The following is a 16,879-nucleotide window of genomic DNA, read 5'->3' as shown; positions in this document are numbered from 1 at the left end:
AATTCACCTATCCACAGGCAGCGCAATTAAGCGCTTCTAGATTAAATCGAATCACGGCCAAAATATGCGAATTCAAGCGCACGAGCGCCCTGAAAATAGCGCAGACCCAATAGAAACCCATATTGCCGGCATCGTCGTTCATGTTAGTGCGACGAAAATCAATTCAGTCCGCGAAGCCATTTCAATTCTCCCCGGCGCGGAAATCCATGCAGTCAGTTCAGCGGGAAAAATAGTAGTGACTTTGGAAGCGGCGCATTCGGCGGTAATCGTCGATCAGCTCGGCGCCATTCACGCCTTACCCGGCGTTTATTCGGCGGCGCTCGTCTATCAGCATCACGAAGACGCCGAATCGATGGACCAGGAGATCGGAGATGAACCTGACGCGTCGTGCGTTCATTAGGCAAACCGCGGCGGCCACCGCAGCGTCCGCCGCCGGCGTCGCGCTCCCTGCTCTCCCCGCTTTCGCGGCTGGCCCGGCGCCCGCCAAAGGCGCGGGCGGCGACGACCTGATCTGGTCGAAAGCGCCGTGCCGGTTTTGCGGGACGGGCTGCGGCGTGAGCGTCGGCGTGAAAGCGGGCAAAGTGGTCGCGACGCAAGGCGATCCGCAAGCAGAAGTGAATCGCGGGCTGAACTGCGTGAAAGGCTATTTCCTCTCGAAGATCATGTACGGCGGCGACCGGCTGACCACGCCGCTCTTGCGCATGAAGGACGGCAAGTACGACAAGAACGGGGAGTTCACGCCGGTCTCGTGGGATCAGTCGTTCGACGTGATGGCCGAACAGTTCAAGCGTGTGCTGAAGGCGAAGGGGCCGACCGCGGTCGGCATGTTCGGTTCGGGCCAGTGGACCGTCTTCGAAGGCTACGCAGCCGTGAAACTAATGAAGGCGGGCTTTCGCACCAACAATATCGATCCGAACGCGCGCCACTGTATGGCGTCGGCGGTGACGGGTTTCATGCGCTCGTTCGGCATGGACGAGCCGATGGGTTGCTACGACGACATCGAGCAGACGGACGCCTTCGTGCTGTGGGGATCGAACATGGCGGAAATGCACCCGATCCTGTGGACGCGCGTGACGGACCGCAAGCTCTCCGCGCCGAAAACGAAGGTGGCGGTGCTCTCGACCTTCGAACATCGCAGCTTCGATCTCGCCGACCAGCAGCTCATCTTCACGCCGCAATCGGACCTCGCGATCCTGAACTACATCGCGAATTACATCATCAAGACGAAGCGCGTGAACCGCGACTTCGTGACGAAGCACACGGTGTTCAAGGAAGGCAACACGGATATCGGCTACGGACTTCGGCCGGATCATCCGTTGCAAAAATCCGCGAAAAACGCCAACGATGCCGCCGGCTCCAAGCCGATGGACTACGACGCGTTCGCCAAATTCGTCTCGAAGTACGACGCGGATTACGTGACCAAACTTTCGGGCATCTCGAAGACCAAACTCGATCAACTGGCGGAGCTTTACGCGGACCCGAGCATCAAGGTCGTCTCGTTCTGGACCATGGGTTTCAACCAGCACACGCGCGGCACGTGGGCCAACAACATGGTCTACAACCTGCACTTGCTGACCGGCAAGATTTCGACGCCCGGCAATAGTCCGTTCTCGCTGACCGGCCAGCCGTCGGCGTGCGGCACGGCGCGCGAGGTCGGGACGTTTTCGCATCGGCTGCCGGCGGACATGCTCGTCGCGAACCCGGAGCATCGCAAGCACGCGGAGGAAATCTGGCGGGTTCCGCCCGGCACGATTCCCGACAAACCCGGCTTCCACGCGGTCGCGCAGAACCGGATGCTGAAGGACAGCAAGCTCAACGCGTACTGGGTGATGTGCAACAACAACGTGCAGGCCGCCGCGAACCTCTTGCAGGAAACGCTGCCCGGTTATCGCAATCCGGATAACTTCGTGGTGGTGTCGGACGTGTATCCGACCGCGACCTGCGTGGCCGCCGACCTGATTCTCCCGACCGCGATGTGGGTCGAAAAGGAAGGCGCGTATGGCAACGCCGAGCGCCGCACGCAGTTCTGGCATCAGCTCGTGCCGCCGCCGGACGGGGCGCGCTCGGATCTCTGGCAACTTGTCGAATTTTCGAAGCGCTTCAAGGTCGAGGACGTCTGGCCGGCGGATCTGATCGCGAAGAAACCGGAACTGAAGGGCAAGACGCTTTACGACGTGCTGTATCGCAACGGCAACGTGGATAAATTTCCCCTGGCGAACATCGACACCGCGTATCGCAACGACGACGCGAAGTCGGTCGGCTTCTATATCCAGAAAGGTCTGTTCGAGGAGTACGCGACCTTCGGGCGCGGCCACGGCCACGACCTCGCGCCCTTCGACGATTACCACAAGGCGCGCGGCCTGCGCTGGCCGGTGGTCGATGGAAAGGAAACGCGCTGGCGCTACAAGGAAGGCTCCGATCCTTATGTTAAAGCCGGCACGGGCTGGCAGTTCTACGGCAACCCGGACGGCCGCGCGGTGATCTGGGCGCTGCCCTACGAGCCGCCGCCCGAGGTGCCGGACAAGGAGTTCCCGTTCTGGTTATCGACCGGGCGCGTACTCGAACACTGGCATTCCGGATCGATGACGCGGCGCGTGCCCGAGCTTTATCGGGCGTTCCCGAACGCTGTCTGCTACATGCATCCCGACGACGCAAAAGCGCTCGGATTGCGGCGCGGGGTCGAGGTGAAGGTGATGTCGCGGCGCGGCTATATCCAGACGCGCGTGGAGACGCGCGGACGCGACAAGCCGCCGCGCGGCCTGGTGTTCGTGCCGTGGTTCGACGCGAGCCAGTTGATCAACAAGGTGACGCTCGATGCAACCGATCCGATCTCGTTCCAGACGGATTACAAGAAGTGCGCGGTCAAGATCGTTAAAACCTGAAGGGGCCGTCATGCGCCAGTGGATCCTGCTTGCCGCCTCCGTCCTGCTGCTCGGTCCGGGCGCTGCGTGGACACAATCGACCGTGCCCACGGTGCCCGCCGTCCCGTTCCATGACACCCTGCGCGGCATGACGCCGCTCGACGAAGAAGCCACGCCGCCGCTCATTTTCCCGACCGAAAACAAGGACGTGACCCGTGGACGCGCCTACGCACAACAGCCGCCGACAATCCCGCACAAGATCGACGGTTATCAGGTCGACAAGAACGCGAACCGCTGTCTCTCGTGCCATGCGAGGAGCCGCGCGGCGGAAAGCGGCGCGGTGCCGATCGGCGTCTCGCATTACACCGATCGCGGCGGTGCGACACTCGGCAGCGTCTCGTCGCGCCGCTATTTCTGCACGCAGTGCCATGTGCCGCAGGCCGACACGAAACCGCTTGTCAGCAACACGTTCACGGACCTCGAGGATATCCGCGTCGCACCGGGTCCGAAGCCGGTTCAGACTCGCAAAAACTAGGGGCGCGCGATGCTCGACCTGGTGAAGCGCTACTGGCGCACGATCAACCGGCCAAGCGCCTATTTCAGCCTCGGCTTTCTCACGCTGGGCGGCTTTATCGCGGGCGTGGTGTTCTGGGGCGCGTTCAACACCGCGCTGGAATTCAGCAGCACCGAGGCGTTCTGCACGGGCTGCCACGAAATGCGCGACAACACGTTCGCGGAACTGAAAACCACGATCCATTTCAGCAACCGCAGCGGCGTGCGCGCGAAGTGCTCGGATTGTCACGTGCCGCATAACTGGACCGACAAGATGGCGCGCAAGATGCAGGCGTCGAAGGAAGTCTGGGCGAAGGTGTTCGGTTCGATCGACACGCGCGAGAAGTTTCTCGATAAACGGCTGGAACTCGCCGAACACGAATGGACGCGTCTGAAGGCGAACGATTCGCTGGAGTGCCGCAATTGCCACTCGTTCGAATCGATGGACTTCACGCGGCAGAGTCCGCGTGCGCAGAACGCGCATCAGCGGTTTCTGGGTACGGGCGAAAAGACGTGTATCGATTGCCATAAGGGCATCGCGCATCATCTGCCGGACATGTCGCAAGCGATGCGCGACGAGCAGGCGCGTCAGGCGGAGGTCAGATGATGGACGCGCCCTTCGACACTACCGGCGAGTGCCTGTCCGTCGATGCACTCGCGTTCGGACGCGCCGGCGACACCATTTTCAGCGACGTCAGTTTCGAGGCGCGGCGCGGCGAGGTGCTGCAGATCCACGGCGCGAACGGCAGCGGCAAGACCACGCTGCTGCGCGTGCTCGCGGGCCTGCTTCGTCCGCTCGCGGGCACCGTTTTCTGGTGCGGCGCCGACACCCGCAAGAGCGCGCAGACGTGGCGGGGTTCGCTCGCGTATGTCGGCCACGCGAACGCCGTGACGCGCGATTTGAGCGTCGCGCAGAATCTGCGCTTCGCGGCGCATCTGGGCGCGGCGATCGCCCGCGACGACATCGACGCCGCGGCGGAAGAACGCGCGCTCGCGACGCTCGGGCTCGATACCTGCGAAGCGCGGCTCGCGGGGGCGTTGTCGGCGGGACAGCAGCGGCGCATCGCGATCGCGCGTCTGCTGCTCGCGCCCAAGCCGGTCTGGCTGCTCGACGAACCCGCCGCGTCGCTCGATCACGAATCGGCGCGGCTGATCGAAACGTGTATCGACGAACACGTCGCGCGCGGCGGTATCGCCGTACTGACCACGCACCGGCCGATCGCGACCGCGCGCGCCGCGACGCGCTATTTTTCGCTCGAACGGGCTGCGTCATGCTTGCGCTGATGGCGTGCGTGGTGCGTCGCGAACTCGCGCTGACGTGGCGGCGGCGCAGCGACGCGCTCGGCTGCCTGCTGTTTTTCGTGATCGCGGCGAGTCTGTTTCCGGTGGCCGTCGGCGCCGATCCCGCCTTGCTGCACGCCATCGCGCCGGGCGTGCTGTGGGTCACCGCGCTGCTCGCGACCACGCTCTCGCTCACCCGTCTTTTCGCTCAGGATTTCGACGACGGTTCGCTCGATCAGATGCTGCTGTCACCGCAGCCGCTCATCGCGACGACTGCCGCGAAAATCGCCGCGCACTGGCTGACGAGCGGTTTCGCGCTGGCGCTGCTCACGCCGGTGATCGCGCTGCAATACGACCTTCCCGTCGATGCCGTCGTCCTGCTCACGGCCTCGCTTTTGCTCGGCACGCCGGTGCTGTCGCTGATCGGTGCGCTGGGCGCGGCGCTCACGCTCGGCGTGCGCGGCAGCGGCGTGCTGCTCGCGGTGCTTGTGTTGCCGCTGGAACTTCCCGTGCTGATCTTCGGCGTGGGCGCAGCCGATCCGATACGCGAAACGGCATGGCGCGCCGCCAACTTTTCGTTGCTGTGCGCGGGACTGATCGCGGCGCTCGCGCTGTGTCCGGGCGCGACCGCCGCCGCCTTGAGGATCGCCGCCGAATGAACACGCGCCGACACTGGTTTCGCTACGCCTCGCCCGCGACGTTTTATGCGCTCGCCGGGCGGCTGATCGGCGGCTTCGCGCTCGCGGCGGTCGTGCTGGCCGCGCTCGGGCTGTATATCGGCCTCGCCGTCGCGCCCGCCGATGCCGTGCAGGGCGACGTGTACCGCATCATGTTCATCCACGTTCCGGCTGCTTGGATGTCGATGCTGATCTATCTCGTGATGGCGGCTTACGCGGCCCTCGGCCTGATCTTCAACGCGCGGCTTTCCGCGATGATGGCGCGCGCGCTCGCGCCCACCGGCGCGCTCTTCACGTTCGTTGCGCTCGCGACCGGCGCGCTGTGGGGCCGCCCGACCTGGGGCGCGTGGTGGGTCTGGGACGCGCGGCTCACCTCCGAACTGATCCTGCTTTTCCTCTATCTCGGCTTCATCGCGCTTCATTCGGCCATCGACGACCCGCGCCGCGCCGATCGCGCGTGCGCCGTGCTGGCGCTCGCGGGTGTCGTGAATATTCCGGTCATCTACTTTTCCGTGCAGTGGTGGTACACGCTGCATCAGGGTGCGTCGCTGAGCTTCGGCAGCGGCGTATCGATGACCGCCGCGATGGTCTGGGGCATCGTCGTGATGACGCTCGCGCTGTGGTCCTATACAGCGGCCATCGTGCTCGCGCGCGTACGCGGGATCATCCGCGAGCGCGCGCGGACCTACCCATTCGCGCCGGAAGGTGTCGCGCCATGAACGCCGCGCCGGTTCTCGCCTACGGACCGTTCGTCTGGGCGGCGTTCGGCGGCGCGTTCGTGCTGCTTGCCGTCGAAACGTTGACCGTGTGGCGCGCGGGACGGAAAACCGCGGACGAACGCCGTGCGCCGCCGCGCCGCGCGGCGTCTTCGTTGCGCGCGGTCTCGTCGAATCCGCTTGGAGAGCATCGTCGTGAAGGCTAGATCGCGGCGTCTCGCGTGGGTCGTCGCCGGTCTGGCGGCGCTGGGTGCGTCGTCGGCGCTCGTGCTCAACGCGTTCCGCTCGAACGTGATGTTTTTCGTGAGTCCGACCCAGGTAATCGAAGGGCGCTTGGCGAGCGGCACGCATCTGCGGATCGGCGGGCTGGTCGAGAAAGGCTCGCTCCACCGCGATGCCGAAGGACTGACGGTGCGCTTTCTCGTCACCGATACCGCGCGCGCGATTCCGGTGACCTATCGCGGCTTGCTGCCCGATCTATTTCGCGAGGGCAAAGGCGTTGTGGCGCAAGGCACGCTGATGCCGGACGGCACGTTCGTCGCTGATCAGGTGCTCGCGAAGCACGACGAAAACTACGTGCCGCCCGCGACCGCCGACGCCATCGAGCGCGCGAAAAAGCCGCTGCGTGTCGCGGATCGTGCGCAGCCGGAGACTCGCCGATGATCCCCGAAGCCGGCCACTTCGCGCTGATCGTCGCGCTCATGCTGGCGCTCGTGAACGGCGTCCTGCCGCTCGCCGGCGCGACGCTGGGCGTGCCGGGCTGGATGCGGATGGCGTGGCCTGTCGCGCGCGCGCAATGCGTCTTCGTGGCGATCGCGTTCGGCTGCCTCGCCGCGTCGTTCCAGCGCGACGACTTCTCGGTCCTCTACGTGGCGAACCATTCGAATTCGATGCTGCCCGCGATCTATCGATTCACCGCCGTCTGGGGCGGCCACGAAGGCTCGCTGCTGCTCTGGACGTGGTTGCTCACGCTGTGGATGGCGGCGGTTTCGATATTCAGCCGCCAGTTGCCGGCCGCGATGGTCGCGCGCGTGCTCGCGGTGATGAGCTGGATCGCGGCGGGCTTCCTGCTCTTCATGCTGTTCACCTCGAATCCGTTCGAACGCCTCTTGCCGCCCGCGATGGACGGCCGCGATCTCAATCCGTTGCTGCAAGACCCCGGCATGGTTTCGCATCCGCCGATTCTCTATATGGGCTATGTCGGCTTCGCGGTGGCGTTCGCGTTCGCCATCGCGGCGTTGCTGTCGGGGGAACTGAACGCGGCGTGGGCGCGCTGGTCGCGTCCATGGACGGTTGCCGCGTGGATTTTCCTCACGCTCGGCATCATGCTCGGCAGCGGCTGGGCGTATTACGAACTCGGCTGGGGCGGCTGGTGGTTCTGGGATCCGGTGGAAAACGCGTCGTTCATGCCGTGGCTCGCGGGCACCGCGCTGATCCATTCGCTCGCGGTGACCGAAAAGCGCGGCGCATTCCGCGCGTGGACGGTGCTGCTCGCGATCTGCGCGTTCTCGTTCAGCCTGCTCGGCACGTTCCTCGTGCGCTCGGGCGTGATTACGTCGGTACACTCGTTCGCCGCCGATCCCGCGCGCGGCATCTTCATTCTCGTGTTCCTTGCGGTCGTGACCGGCGGCGCGCTGATGCTGTTCGCGTGGCGCGCCCCGAAGATCGGCCTGGGCGCGGGCTTCGCCGCGGTATCGCGGGAAACGCTGCTGCTGTCGAACAACGTCCTGCTGATGGTCGCGGCCGCCTCCGTGCTGACCGGCACGCTCTATCCGCTTTGTCTCGACGTGCTCGGACTCGGCAAGATCTCGGTCGGGCCGCCGTATTTCGACAGCATCTTCGTACCGCTGATGACGCCCGCCGTCTTTCTGATGGGCATCGGCCCTATCGCGCGATGGAAGTCCGCACGCCTGCCCGAACTCGCGGTGCGGCTGCGCTGGGCGGCGGCGGCTGCGGTCGTCGCGGCGCTTGCGCTGCCGTGGGTGGTCGGCGGATGGAAGCCGCTCGTCGGGCTCGGCGTGCTGCTTGCGGCGTGGAGTATCGGCGCGTCGGCCGTCGCGCTGCATGAGCGGCTCGGCGCGCAGCGCGGTCCGCTGACCGAACGCCTGTTGCGTTTGCCGCGCGCGTTTTGCGGCATGTTGCTGGCGCATGTGGGGATCGGTGTGTTTATCGTCGGCGTGACGTTCGTGAAAGGCTATGAGACCGAGCGCGATGTGCGGCTGGACCCGGGTCAGTCCGTCACCGAAGGCGGCTATACGTTCCGCTTCGACGGCACGCGCCCGGTGGACGGCCCGAATTACCGCGCCGTTCGCGGGACGCTTTCGGTCGCGCGCGGCGAGCGGAACGTGACGACGCTGTATCCGGAAAAGCGCTTTTTTATCGTCCAGCAGACGCCGATGACCGAAGCCGCCATCGACCGTGGCGTCTTTCGCGACCTGTACGTCGCGATGGGCGAACAAGTGGGCGGCGGCGGCGCGTGGACGTGGCGCATCCATATCAAGCCGTTCGTGAACTGGATCTGGGCCGGCTGTCTGCTGATGGCGCTCGGCGGCGCGCTTGCCGCCACTGACCGGCGTTATCGGCTGGCGGCGCGCGAGCGGCGTGTTCAGGTGCAGCCTCATCCGCCAGCGTCTATCCGCGAAACTGGCCGATGAAACGCGTTCTCGTCCCGCTCGCCGCTCTGGCCGTCTTCGCCACGCTGAGTTTCTTTCTCGCGGCGGCGCTGTCGCACGATCCGCGCAACTTGCCGTCCGCGTTGATCGGCAAGCCCGCGCCCGGCTTCGATCTGCCGCAATTGCAGGCGAACGGCGCGCGTTTGTCACCGGGCGAACTGCGGGGCAAGGTATGGCTGCTGAACGTGTGGGCGTCGTGGTGCGAGTCGTGCCGCGACGAGCATGCGTTGCTCGTCGCGTTCGCGCGCCGGAATGTCGCGCCCGTTTTCGGGCTGAACTACAAGGACGATCCCGCCGACGCGCGCGCCTGGATCGCGCACGCGGGCGATCCGTACGCGGCGTCCATCGTCGATCGCACGGGACAGGCGGGCGTCGATTACGGCGTGTACGGCGTGCCGGAGACGTTCGTGATCGACCGGAACGGTGTCGTTCGATACCGGCACGCGGGGCCGCTGACCACGGCAGCGCTCGACGCGGAAATCGTGCCGCTCGTGCGCCGGCTGCAAAGCGAGCGCACGCCGTGAAGCCATTTGCCCGCACGATGGCCGTTTTCGCGCTTTGTTGCGGCTTGCACGCCGTCCAGACTGCGCGCGCGGCGAACCCGCGTGGCGTTGACGCCGCTGTTGCCGATGCGGCGCACGTTGCAAAGCGGTCTGACGATGTTGCAGTCGCCGCGCGCGTGGCAAACCCGCCGGAAGCCGTTACCGCCGTCGCTATTGGCGCGAACGTGGCCAATGCGCCGAGCGCGCCCGACGCCGCCGTGGCCGCCCACGCTCAAAAGCTCGCGGAGCGCTTCCGCTGCCTCGCCTGCCAGAACGAAACGCTCGCCGATTCCACCGCCGAGCTCGCCGCCGATCTGCGCGGCAAGATCGTCGATCAGCTCGAACGCGGCGCGACCGATGCGCAGGTTCGCGAGTATATGGTGCGGCGTTACGGCGATTTCGTGCTCTACGATCCACCGTTCAAGCCGCTCACCTGGCTGCTCTGGCTCGGTCCGTTCGCGCTGCTCGGGGCGGGCGCGTTCGCGCTGCTGCGGATCGTCCGGCAGCGCCGCGCAATGCACACGCCGCCGCTGACCGATGCCGAACGCCGCAGGATCGACGCGCTGCTCCGCCACACACCGAAGGACCTCGCGCGATGACGCAATTCTGGCTGATCGCCGGGGCGATGCTGCTGGGCGCGCTCTCGTGCGTCGCGGTTCCGCTCATGCGCCGCCACGGCGAACACAGCGAACGCGGCGCGCCGACGACCCGCGCGCTGCTCGTCTCGCTCTACCAGCAGGAACTCGCGCAGACCGACGCCGAGTTTCGCGCGGGCACGTTGTCCGGCGATCTGCACGCGGCGGCGCGTCGCGATCTCGACGCGCAATTGCTGGACGACGTGGCGTCGATGGATGCGCGCGCGGCCAGACCGGGCGGATCGGCAGGCAGTATCGCAACGCGCGCCGGCACGGCCGCGCTGCTGATCGCACTGATTCCGGCGGGCGCGTTCGCGATGTACCTGCATCTGGGGGAGCCTGCCGCGTTGACGCTCGACCGCACGGACGGCAAGGATATGTCGATCGAAATGATGGTGACGCGGCTGGCGATCCGTCTGCGCGACCAGCCAGGCGACGCTCAAAGCTGGACGATGCTCGCGCGCTCGTATTTCACGCTAGATCGTCCGGCCGATGCCGCAGCGGCGTTCGCGCGCGCGGTCGCTATGTCGCCCGACGACGCGCAATTGCATGCCGATTACGCCGATGCGATCGCGAGCGCGAACGGTGGCGCGTTCGGCCATGACGCGGCGCGAGAAATCGAGGCGGCGCTGCGTCTCGATCCCGCGAATCCGAAGGCGCTTGCGCTGGCCGGATCGGCCGCGAGCGACAAGCGCGATTACGCCGCTGCGCTCGGGTACTGGCAGCGGCTCAGCGACGCGCTCGCGCCCGGCACGCCGGCTGCAGCCGAGGCGCGCAGGAATATCGACGAAGCGCGCTCGATGCTCGCGCAGCGCGTGACAACGCCGGACGCGGCGCGGTGAAGACGCAAATTACGTTGAAGTGCGGCCGCCGCGCTGAAGGAGCGTCTTGGCCTCCTCGACGTTTTGTTCGGCGCGCTTGGTGATCGCCGCCAGGGCGTCGGCTTGGGATTTTTGCGCCATTTCGGCGAGTTCGCGCATATTTTCGAACGCTTTCTGGAACGTCTGCTGCACGAAAGCGCCTTGCTTGGCCATGACTTGCGACGGATCGCCGCTCGCGTTCATTTGGCTCGCGGCGACCTGCAGTTCCTGCATGGTCTTGCTCAACATTTCGGTCTGCTTCTGGACCAGCGCCTGCATGCCTTCATAGGCAAGCCGGTTGGCCTCGGTGATCGCGTCGATATCCTTGCGGCGCGCATCCATGACCGACGTCATATCGACGCCCGGCAACTTGAACTGCTCCAACATCTTGCTGAAGTCGGCGAACGGATTCGAGGGCGTTGACATGTTGCGTCTCCTTGAAAGCTTGTAGGGACTGCGGGCGGGATCAGGGTTTTGTCTCCGCTTGCGCGGAGGAACCGAGAAGATCACCAATACCATGCCGCGCGAATCGGGTCTACGGCGGACGGGGAGGTGTTGGGCTGGGACCGGTCTCGCCGGTTTGCTCAATCTCGCTAACGAACTATCAGACAAATCGGGTATCGGCTCGCGCTCGCGTACCGCACGATTGGTCACGATTAATACGCTGCGTTGACTGCTCGGCCTTCGGGCAACCAGCATTTGTTGCTCCGTAAGGGCGGCTTTCTTATGGGCGGGCCGATGGCGAGAGAAAGCAAAACCGATCCGCGGTATCGCGGGATGATGTATCGCCGTGACGAGTTTTCAGCGGGATATTTATCCGACTGAGAGTGCCATCTCAAGTACGAGCGTGATAGGGACGAGTGTCGAACCTACCGGAGCCTTCGGCTCGCCGCGTTTGGAAGGAGCGATGTTGAACGGCATTGCGCTGGGGAAGCCGGAGATCAAGCAACACATGTCGGTGACACAGGAGCCGATCCCGCGCTCGGGCGCCGACGAATAGCCATGCCGACCTCCGCGCGACGCCCCCTCTATTACATTGCGACGTGCTGATTTACGCCGCTTACCTTACACAATCAAATACCTGTTCTGCGGCCCACAGCTATACATCCCCTTCGCGAGCACCAGAATCCGTTCACGATTCCGATCGAACGCGGCGAGCAGTTCGGCCTCGCCCGATCCCATTTCGGGATTCATCCGCGTCAACATCGCATCGTCGACGAGAAACGCTATCTCGCGCGAATTATCGTAGCCCCAGAAGCAAACGCAGTGCCGCGATGCATCGTAGCTGCGGCTCGGATTGGGAAAGCTGAGCGCCGCCGTGCTTTTACCCATCTAGGCACCCGGACACACGTAACGCCACTTGCTCGCGTTCACATCGATCCGCGCATCGCTCTCGAGGCGCTTCTGCGCGCGAAGATCGTCGGCGTCGGCGAGCGCCGATGCACGCGATTTTTGCGCGACCATGTATTCGCTCTGCCGGCCAGCCGTTGCCGGAATTACCTTGGTTTGCGCTCGCATAGTTGTTCCCGTATAGAAATGGTAGGCCCGCAAGTTCGACGGCGACTCCGAAGATAAGCCGGCGAAACGGGCAAAAGACGCGTCAATCGGTCCGCTGAAGCGGGCGTTGATTCGCCACATTCAGGTGGCGTAACGCGTAAAGCATCGCAAAAAAACGACGCGAAGAAGAGGAGATGATGAGTGCGCGAGCCCAAACTGCACGAAATATTCGGAATTCGACTATCGACAGGCGTGGCTCGAACATCCCCACAATGCGCGCTAACCCCGGGCAAAGCAAGCGTAATCGCCCGACGCCCAGCCGCATCGGCACGCCGATCAAGCCGCGTAACGCGCGACCGAAGTTTTCGTTCATCTTGAAAATAGCCTACCATTGCGCCACGACGATTCCCCTAATAAGGCGGCCCGCTTGTTCGACCGAAAATTGCCCGTGTCTTCATCTTCCGCTTGCCGCGCCCGCGCCCGCGCCTCGATTCGGCGGTTGGCCCGCGATTGGGCGTGCGCATGCTAGGCCGCGTCGCAATTGCAATAGCCCTCGGCTTTCTAAAGCTCCTGGCGCTTCTCCCGTATGGACTGACCGCGCGATTCGGCGACGGTCTTGGCTGGCTGCTCTACCAGATTCCGAGCCGGCGCAAACGCATCGTGCATATCAATCTCGCGCTGTGCTTTCCGGAATGGAGCGCCGAGCAGCTCGAAGATATCGCGCAAAAGCATTTCCGCCACGCGATCCGCAGCTACGTCGAGCGCAGCGTGCAATGGTTCGGCTCGGCGAAGAAGCTCGAGAAACTGGTTCAGGTGGATAGCGAAATCGATCTTTCCGATCCCGACATGCCGCCCACCTTGTTGCTTGGCGCGCATTTCGTGGGTATCGAAGCGGGGTCGGTGTTTATCAACCACGCGCTTGGGCGACAATGCGGCGCGTTGTATCAGCCGATGTCGAATGAGACGCTCGATCTGGTCGCGCGCACTCAGCGCGGCCGTTTCGGTTCAGACATGGCGAGCCGTGCCGACAGCGCGCGTATCGTGCTGCGCTGGCTACGCGACCGGAAGCCCGTGATGCTCGGCGCCGACATGGATTACGGCCTGCGCAACTCGGCATTCGTGCCGTTTTTCGGCATTCCGACGTGTACGCTGACCGCCGTGGGACGGCTGGCGAAAACGGGTCACGCGCAAGTGGTGCCGTTTATCGGCGAGGTTTTGCCGAATTACAAAGGCTACCGGCTGAAGGTCTTTCGGCCATGGCAAAACTATCCGACCGGCGATGACGTCGCGGATGCCCGGCGCATGAATCTTTTTCTGGAAGAACAGATCCGCCACATTCCGGAACAGTATTACTGGGTCCACAAGCGTTTCAAGACGCGTCCGGAAGGCCAGCCGTCGTTTTATTGAATTTCGATCGGCTTGACGCTAATGCAGGACGCTGCCGAAGTGGCTGAGGATCGAGCCGATATGCAGCGGATCGGCCGGTTTTGAGCAAAACGCATCGAAACCGGCCGCTTTGGCGTCCTCCAGATCACGCTCGGACGGCATCGGCGAATGGCCGATCAACAACATTTCGCCAGCCAGCAGCGTTTTGCGCACGCGACCTGCGACAGCGAATTCCGCTAAGCCGGGCACCGCGATATCGAGCAGCAGCGCGCCCGGACGCCATGACGCGATAGCGGCCGCCGCCGTGTCACCACGGCATTCGATTCGGGTTTCGTAGCCGATCATCGCCAGAATGACGCAGATGGCGTCGGCGACGTCTTCGTAATCGTCGACGACCAGCACGCGGCGGCCGCCATCGATAAAACCTTTGCGGTTAGTCCAGATCTCGCAGGGAGGATTGGAACTGCAGCGGTGGAACGCCATCTGAATCTCCGGTCGGCGCCTCGCGCATCGCGCGAAAGCCCCGTCGATCAACCCCTTTGCAGCGGTACAGATTCGTGGCGTTATCGTTTTTCACCCGAGTTTTGCACTCGAGTTTTTGCACCCGACGACGCGCGATACGTCGCCCAAGACGAAGGCCGGGCGATGAACATGATGTCCACCGCCCGGCCCGGTGCGGAAAAACCCGAAACGTGGGCGTTTCCCGAACTTTCGAAGGACGTGCTACCTATTTAAAGCGGCTGGATGTTCGACGCCTGCTTGCCCTTCGGACCTTGCTTGACTTCAAAACTTACCTTCTGATTCTCCTGAAGACTCTTGAACCCTTCCGAACGAATTTCGGAAAAATGGGCGAAAAGGTCTTCCCCGCCATCATCCGGCGTAATGAATCCGAAACCCTTCGCGTCGTTGAACCACTTCACAATACCGGTTGCCATCTTCTCTCCGAAACAAAGTAATGTCGCCTGAAAATCTGCGAGCCTGCCGAGCCGTGAGCTGCGGAAGACGAGTTTTACCACGGTTGTAATAAAGGTGCCAATCGGCACGAACACCGGGTGTGTGGCGCAACGCTCCCCCGAGACTCAAAGCCCGCGCGTTTTACGCTAGCAATTTCGAGTCCAGATTCGAGAACACTTCTCCCGCCGACGTCCGCATGACCCGGCGCGTCCGTGGCGCGTGCGCATTCGTGCCGGCGCGAAAGCCTTTCCCAGCTTGGGCTCCAGCCGTTCTCGACGCAGCGCGTGCGTCATTCTCATGACCCAGAACGCCGCGAAATTAATTGTCGCGGCAGCGCGTTTTTTAAAAGGCGACTGAGAACCGCACTCGATTTCCGCGAGCGAACGTGTCGAAACGTCGGCGAATTACTCTGCCGGCGGCGTAACGGGCTTCGCTTTTTTCTTGTGCTTGAAGTGAAATCCACCGGAATGCGTGCTTCCTGGCGTGGAAACGTTGTCGCCTCCGTGGGTCGGCTGCGAGGTTGCCGCGCCGTGCGCATTGCCGCCGCCCGATCCACCGTTACCGTTGCCGCCGCCGCTTTGCGCCGCGGCGAAATTCGCCGCGCACAGGAGCATCGCAAAGATCGAAGCCAGTCTGATTACTTTCACGATCGAGTTCCTTTTATTGCTGCGGCAGGTTGAATGTTTGCGAACGCGCGCGGCCGAACGGCGAGGACAGTCGAATGTATCCTTTTTTCGGCGAGCGTGTTCAATCGCGCTCTCGGCGCTATCTATTAGAGGAGCCGTCTCAGGCGGCCAGCCCGATAGCGCCCGCGCTCGATGGCTGTGGCACCACGGCATGCAGAGGAAACTCTGGTTCTTGCCCTGCTTCTTCCACCATAACCGCCGCCGCCAGCGCCGCTTCGCGCGCGGCGGCTGCCTTCTTGGTTTTGCCTGCCCGCGAAGGCGGCTGGCACGCGCCGCACACCACGTTGTTCTGCAAGTCGTGCTTGTGCGCGACGAACTTGCCCGTGCAACGGCAGCACGGCGTCATCTGCAGCATGCCGGCATCGAAGAAACGGACCAATGTCCACGCGCGCGTCAGATCGAGTACCGGCTCGACTTCGCTGTGCGTGCAATGTTCGAGATACAGCCGATAGCCCTTGGTCAACGCATCGAGGTGCGAGCAGCCCGCCTCTTTCTTCAAGAACACATACGTGTTGTAAAACAACGATGCGTGGATATTGGCCATCCACGTCATATACCAGTCGGCCGAGAACGGCAGCATGCCCTTCGGCGGCGACATGCCTTTCACTTCACGATAAATCCGGATCATCCGGTCGCGCGAGAGCGTCAATTCGCTTTCGAGCACCTGCATGCGCGCGCCCAGCTCGATCAGGGCGATCGCGCGAAACACTTCTTGTGCGTCTTCGGTCAGGCTTTTCTTCAACATGGCGTGCTCCCGATTTAAGCGAATTGTTCGGCTTGACGGCCGGCCAGCAGGATCGCGGCGTGGGTCGGCGCGATGTCCGCGTGCTTCGCCGGCTGCGTGAGCGCGCAGAGCATCGAGTGGTCGTTAAAGCGGAAGAAGCACAACAGTTGATCGGAGGCGGCGAGCTTCACGACCTGAGCGAGCGTCAGGCCCGAGAGCAAGTCGGCGAGTTCGGCCGACAAACCGAGCCGGAACATGCCGATGGCGCGGTCTTCGCGCAGCACGCGCTGCGCCAACATCAGATACGACAGATTGATTTCGCGGATGGAGTCCAGCGTTTCACGACCGTTCATGTTCCAGCGTTTCCAGATAAATCCCCGAACGTTGACGGCATTTTTTGCCGGTTATCTCTTATGCGTTCGCCGATGCCTCTCAGAGCATGGGAGTTGTTACGCGAAAGTATTACGCTGCGTTACATCTCGAAATGGATTCTAAGGAGTCCCATTGGACAGATCAATACGGAAAAGCGCTTTTTTTCACTGTTTGGTTAACGCCACGGTAAAGAATGCCGTTTCGGTAACAAGCGCCGAACGACCGTCCTATAAGGCCGGGGCGGAAAGAGACGAACGTCCTGGATACGGTAAAAAAATCTATCGCAGCGAAAGACCCTACAGGAACCAGGGATGATCGATCCGTAATTTTTGCTCATTAGCCAAACGTTTGCCCGTAATACTTGGAAAGAATCGGCAAATGATCCTGCTCATACCATAGGTATAAAGGAAAATTTTCTTACTTTCATTTTTTCCGATTCAAACGGGTCGATCGGTAGGAATGCT

The 16,879-nt window shown here is 63.3% G+C and carries 23 protein-coding genes; 14 read left to right on the top strand and 9 right to left on the bottom strand.

The features are described from left to right. Window positions 1-64 precede the first annotated feature (64 nt). The 13 genes from AC3D25_RS23835 to ccmI are packed head-to-tail and all read left to right on the top strand — an operon-like array spanning window position 65 to window position 10,778. Complete coding sequence (locus AC3D25_RS23835) at window positions 65-400, top strand: chaperone NapD (protein ID WP_488890930.1); 336 nt, start codon at window positions 65-67, stop codon at window positions 398-400. Continuing rightward, window positions 372-2,882, top strand: coding sequence for a periplasmic nitrate reductase subunit alpha (gene napA, locus AC3D25_RS23830; RefSeq protein WP_488890929.1), 2,511 nt, complete (start codon window positions 372-374; stop codon window positions 2,880-2,882). Before AC3D25_RS23835 ends, napA begins: the two co-directional genes overlap by 29 nt. A gap of 10 nt (window positions 2,883-2,892) precedes the next feature. Then, the gene (locus tag AC3D25_RS23825) at window positions 2,893-3,396 is read left to right on the top strand and encodes a nitrate reductase cytochrome c-type subunit (RefSeq protein WP_488890928.1); all 504 of its coding nucleotides are present in this window, start codon (window positions 2,893-2,895) and stop codon (window positions 3,394-3,396) included. 9 nt (window positions 3,397-3,405) lie between these two features. Then, complete coding sequence (locus AC3D25_RS23820) at window positions 3,406-4,020, top strand: NapC/NirT family cytochrome c (RefSeq protein WP_488890927.1); 615 nt, start codon at window positions 3,406-3,408, stop codon at window positions 4,018-4,020. Continuing rightward, window positions 4,017-4,697 (top strand): heme ABC exporter ATP-binding protein CcmA, encoded by a 681-nt coding sequence (ccmA, locus tag AC3D25_RS23815; protein ID WP_488890926.1) that lies wholly within the window; start codon window positions 4,017-4,019, stop codon window positions 4,695-4,697. Before AC3D25_RS23820 ends, ccmA begins: the two co-directional genes overlap by 4 nt. Next, a complete protein-coding gene (ccmB, locus tag AC3D25_RS23810; protein WP_488890925.1) occupies window positions 4,685-5,353 on the top strand; it encodes a heme exporter protein CcmB in 669 nt (222 codons plus the stop codon). The genes ccmA and ccmB overlap by 13 nt, the downstream gene beginning before the upstream one ends. Beyond that, window positions 5,350-6,090, top strand: coding sequence for a heme ABC transporter permease CcmC (gene ccmC, locus AC3D25_RS23805; protein ID WP_488890924.1), 741 nt, complete (start codon window positions 5,350-5,352; stop codon window positions 6,088-6,090). The genes ccmB and ccmC overlap by 4 nt, the downstream gene beginning before the upstream one ends. Next, complete coding sequence (ccmD, locus tag AC3D25_RS23800) at window positions 6,087-6,293, top strand: heme exporter protein CcmD (RefSeq protein ID WP_488890923.1); 207 nt, start codon at window positions 6,087-6,089, stop codon at window positions 6,291-6,293. Before ccmC ends, ccmD begins: the two co-directional genes overlap by 4 nt. Continuing rightward, window positions 6,283-6,750: a cytochrome c maturation protein CcmE gene (gene ccmE / locus AC3D25_RS23795; RefSeq protein ID WP_488890922.1), complete on the top strand. Its 468-nt coding sequence runs from the start codon at window positions 6,283-6,285 to the stop codon at window positions 6,748-6,750. Before ccmD ends, ccmE begins: the two co-directional genes overlap by 11 nt. Next, window positions 6,747-8,741, top strand: coding sequence for a heme lyase CcmF/NrfE family subunit (locus AC3D25_RS23790; protein WP_488890921.1), 1,995 nt, complete (start codon window positions 6,747-6,749; stop codon window positions 8,739-8,741). Before ccmE ends, AC3D25_RS23790 begins: the two co-directional genes overlap by 4 nt. Then, window positions 8,738-9,283: a DsbE family thiol:disulfide interchange protein gene (locus AC3D25_RS23785; protein ID WP_488890920.1), complete on the top strand. Its 546-nt coding sequence runs from the start codon at window positions 8,738-8,740 to the stop codon at window positions 9,281-9,283. Before AC3D25_RS23790 ends, AC3D25_RS23785 begins: the two co-directional genes overlap by 4 nt. After that, window positions 9,280-9,900, top strand: a complete 621-nt coding sequence (locus AC3D25_RS23780; RefSeq protein ID WP_488890919.1) for a cytochrome c-type biogenesis protein — start codon at window positions 9,280-9,282, stop codon at window positions 9,898-9,900. The genes AC3D25_RS23785 and AC3D25_RS23780 overlap by 4 nt, the downstream gene beginning before the upstream one ends. Next, window positions 9,897-10,778: a c-type cytochrome biogenesis protein CcmI gene (ccmI, locus tag AC3D25_RS23775; RefSeq protein WP_488890918.1), complete on the top strand. Its 882-nt coding sequence runs from the start codon at window positions 9,897-9,899 to the stop codon at window positions 10,776-10,778. The genes AC3D25_RS23780 and ccmI overlap by 4 nt, the downstream gene beginning before the upstream one ends. A 9-nt stretch (window positions 10,779-10,787) precedes the next feature. Here ccmI and AC3D25_RS23770 read toward each other — a convergent pair whose 3' ends face one another. From AC3D25_RS23770 to AC3D25_RS23755, 4 genes are all read right to left on the bottom strand, one after another. Beyond that, a complete protein-coding gene (locus tag AC3D25_RS23770; protein ID WP_488891070.1) occupies window positions 10,788-11,222 on the bottom strand; it encodes a phasin family protein in 435 nt (144 codons plus the stop codon). Between the two features lie 639 nt (window positions 11,223-11,861). Beyond that, complete coding sequence (locus AC3D25_RS23765) at window positions 11,862-12,128, bottom strand: DUF1488 family protein (protein WP_488890917.1); 267 nt, start codon at window positions 12,126-12,128, stop codon at window positions 11,862-11,864. After that, a complete protein-coding gene (locus tag AC3D25_RS23760) occupies window positions 12,129-12,314 on the bottom strand; it encodes a hypothetical protein (protein WP_488890916.1) in 186 nt (61 codons plus the stop codon). Between the two features lie 82 nt (window positions 12,315-12,396). Further along, complete coding sequence (locus AC3D25_RS23755) at window positions 12,397-12,666, bottom strand: hypothetical protein (protein WP_488890915.1); 270 nt, start codon at window positions 12,664-12,666, stop codon at window positions 12,397-12,399. Between the two features lie 149 nt (window positions 12,667-12,815). Between AC3D25_RS23755 and AC3D25_RS23750 the strand changes: the two genes are divergently transcribed. Further along, the gene (locus AC3D25_RS23750) at window positions 12,816-13,700 is read left to right on the top strand and encodes a lipid A biosynthesis lauroyl acyltransferase (protein WP_488890914.1); all 885 of its coding nucleotides are present in this window, start codon (window positions 12,816-12,818) and stop codon (window positions 13,698-13,700) included. Between the two features lie 18 nt (window positions 13,701-13,718). Here AC3D25_RS23750 and AC3D25_RS23745 read toward each other — a convergent pair whose 3' ends face one another. The 5 genes from AC3D25_RS23745 to flhD all read right to left on the bottom strand — a co-directional run bounded on the left by AC3D25_RS23745 (window position 13,719) and on the right by flhD (window position 16,396). Continuing rightward, entirely contained in the window at window positions 13,719-14,162 is a 444-nt protein-coding gene (locus AC3D25_RS23745) for a response regulator (protein ID WP_488890913.1), read from the bottom strand. 248 nt (window positions 14,163-14,410) lie between these two features. Beyond that, complete coding sequence (locus tag AC3D25_RS23740; protein ID WP_488891069.1) at window positions 14,411-14,614, bottom strand: cold-shock protein; 204 nt, start codon at window positions 14,612-14,614, stop codon at window positions 14,411-14,413. Window positions 14,615-15,037: 423 nt separating this feature from the next. Beyond that, window positions 15,038-15,280: a hypothetical protein gene (locus AC3D25_RS23735; RefSeq protein ID WP_488890912.1), complete on the bottom strand. Its 243-nt coding sequence runs from the start codon at window positions 15,278-15,280 to the stop codon at window positions 15,038-15,040. A 139-nt stretch (window positions 15,281-15,419) separates the two neighbouring features. Beyond that, entirely contained in the window at window positions 15,420-16,064 is a 645-nt protein-coding gene (flhC, locus tag AC3D25_RS23730) for a flagellar transcriptional regulator FlhC (protein ID WP_488890911.1), read from the bottom strand. Window positions 16,065-16,078: 14 nt separating this feature from the next. After that, window positions 16,079-16,396: a flagellar transcriptional regulator FlhD gene (gene flhD, locus AC3D25_RS23725; RefSeq protein ID WP_488886821.1), complete on the bottom strand. Its 318-nt coding sequence runs from the start codon at window positions 16,394-16,396 to the stop codon at window positions 16,079-16,081. Window positions 16,397-16,879: the final 483 nt, after the last annotated feature.

The organism is Caballeronia sp. SL1002, assembly GCF_057814995.1.
Note: the sequence above shows the minus strand (reverse complement) of the source record. Positions and strands in the feature narration are given on the sequence as shown.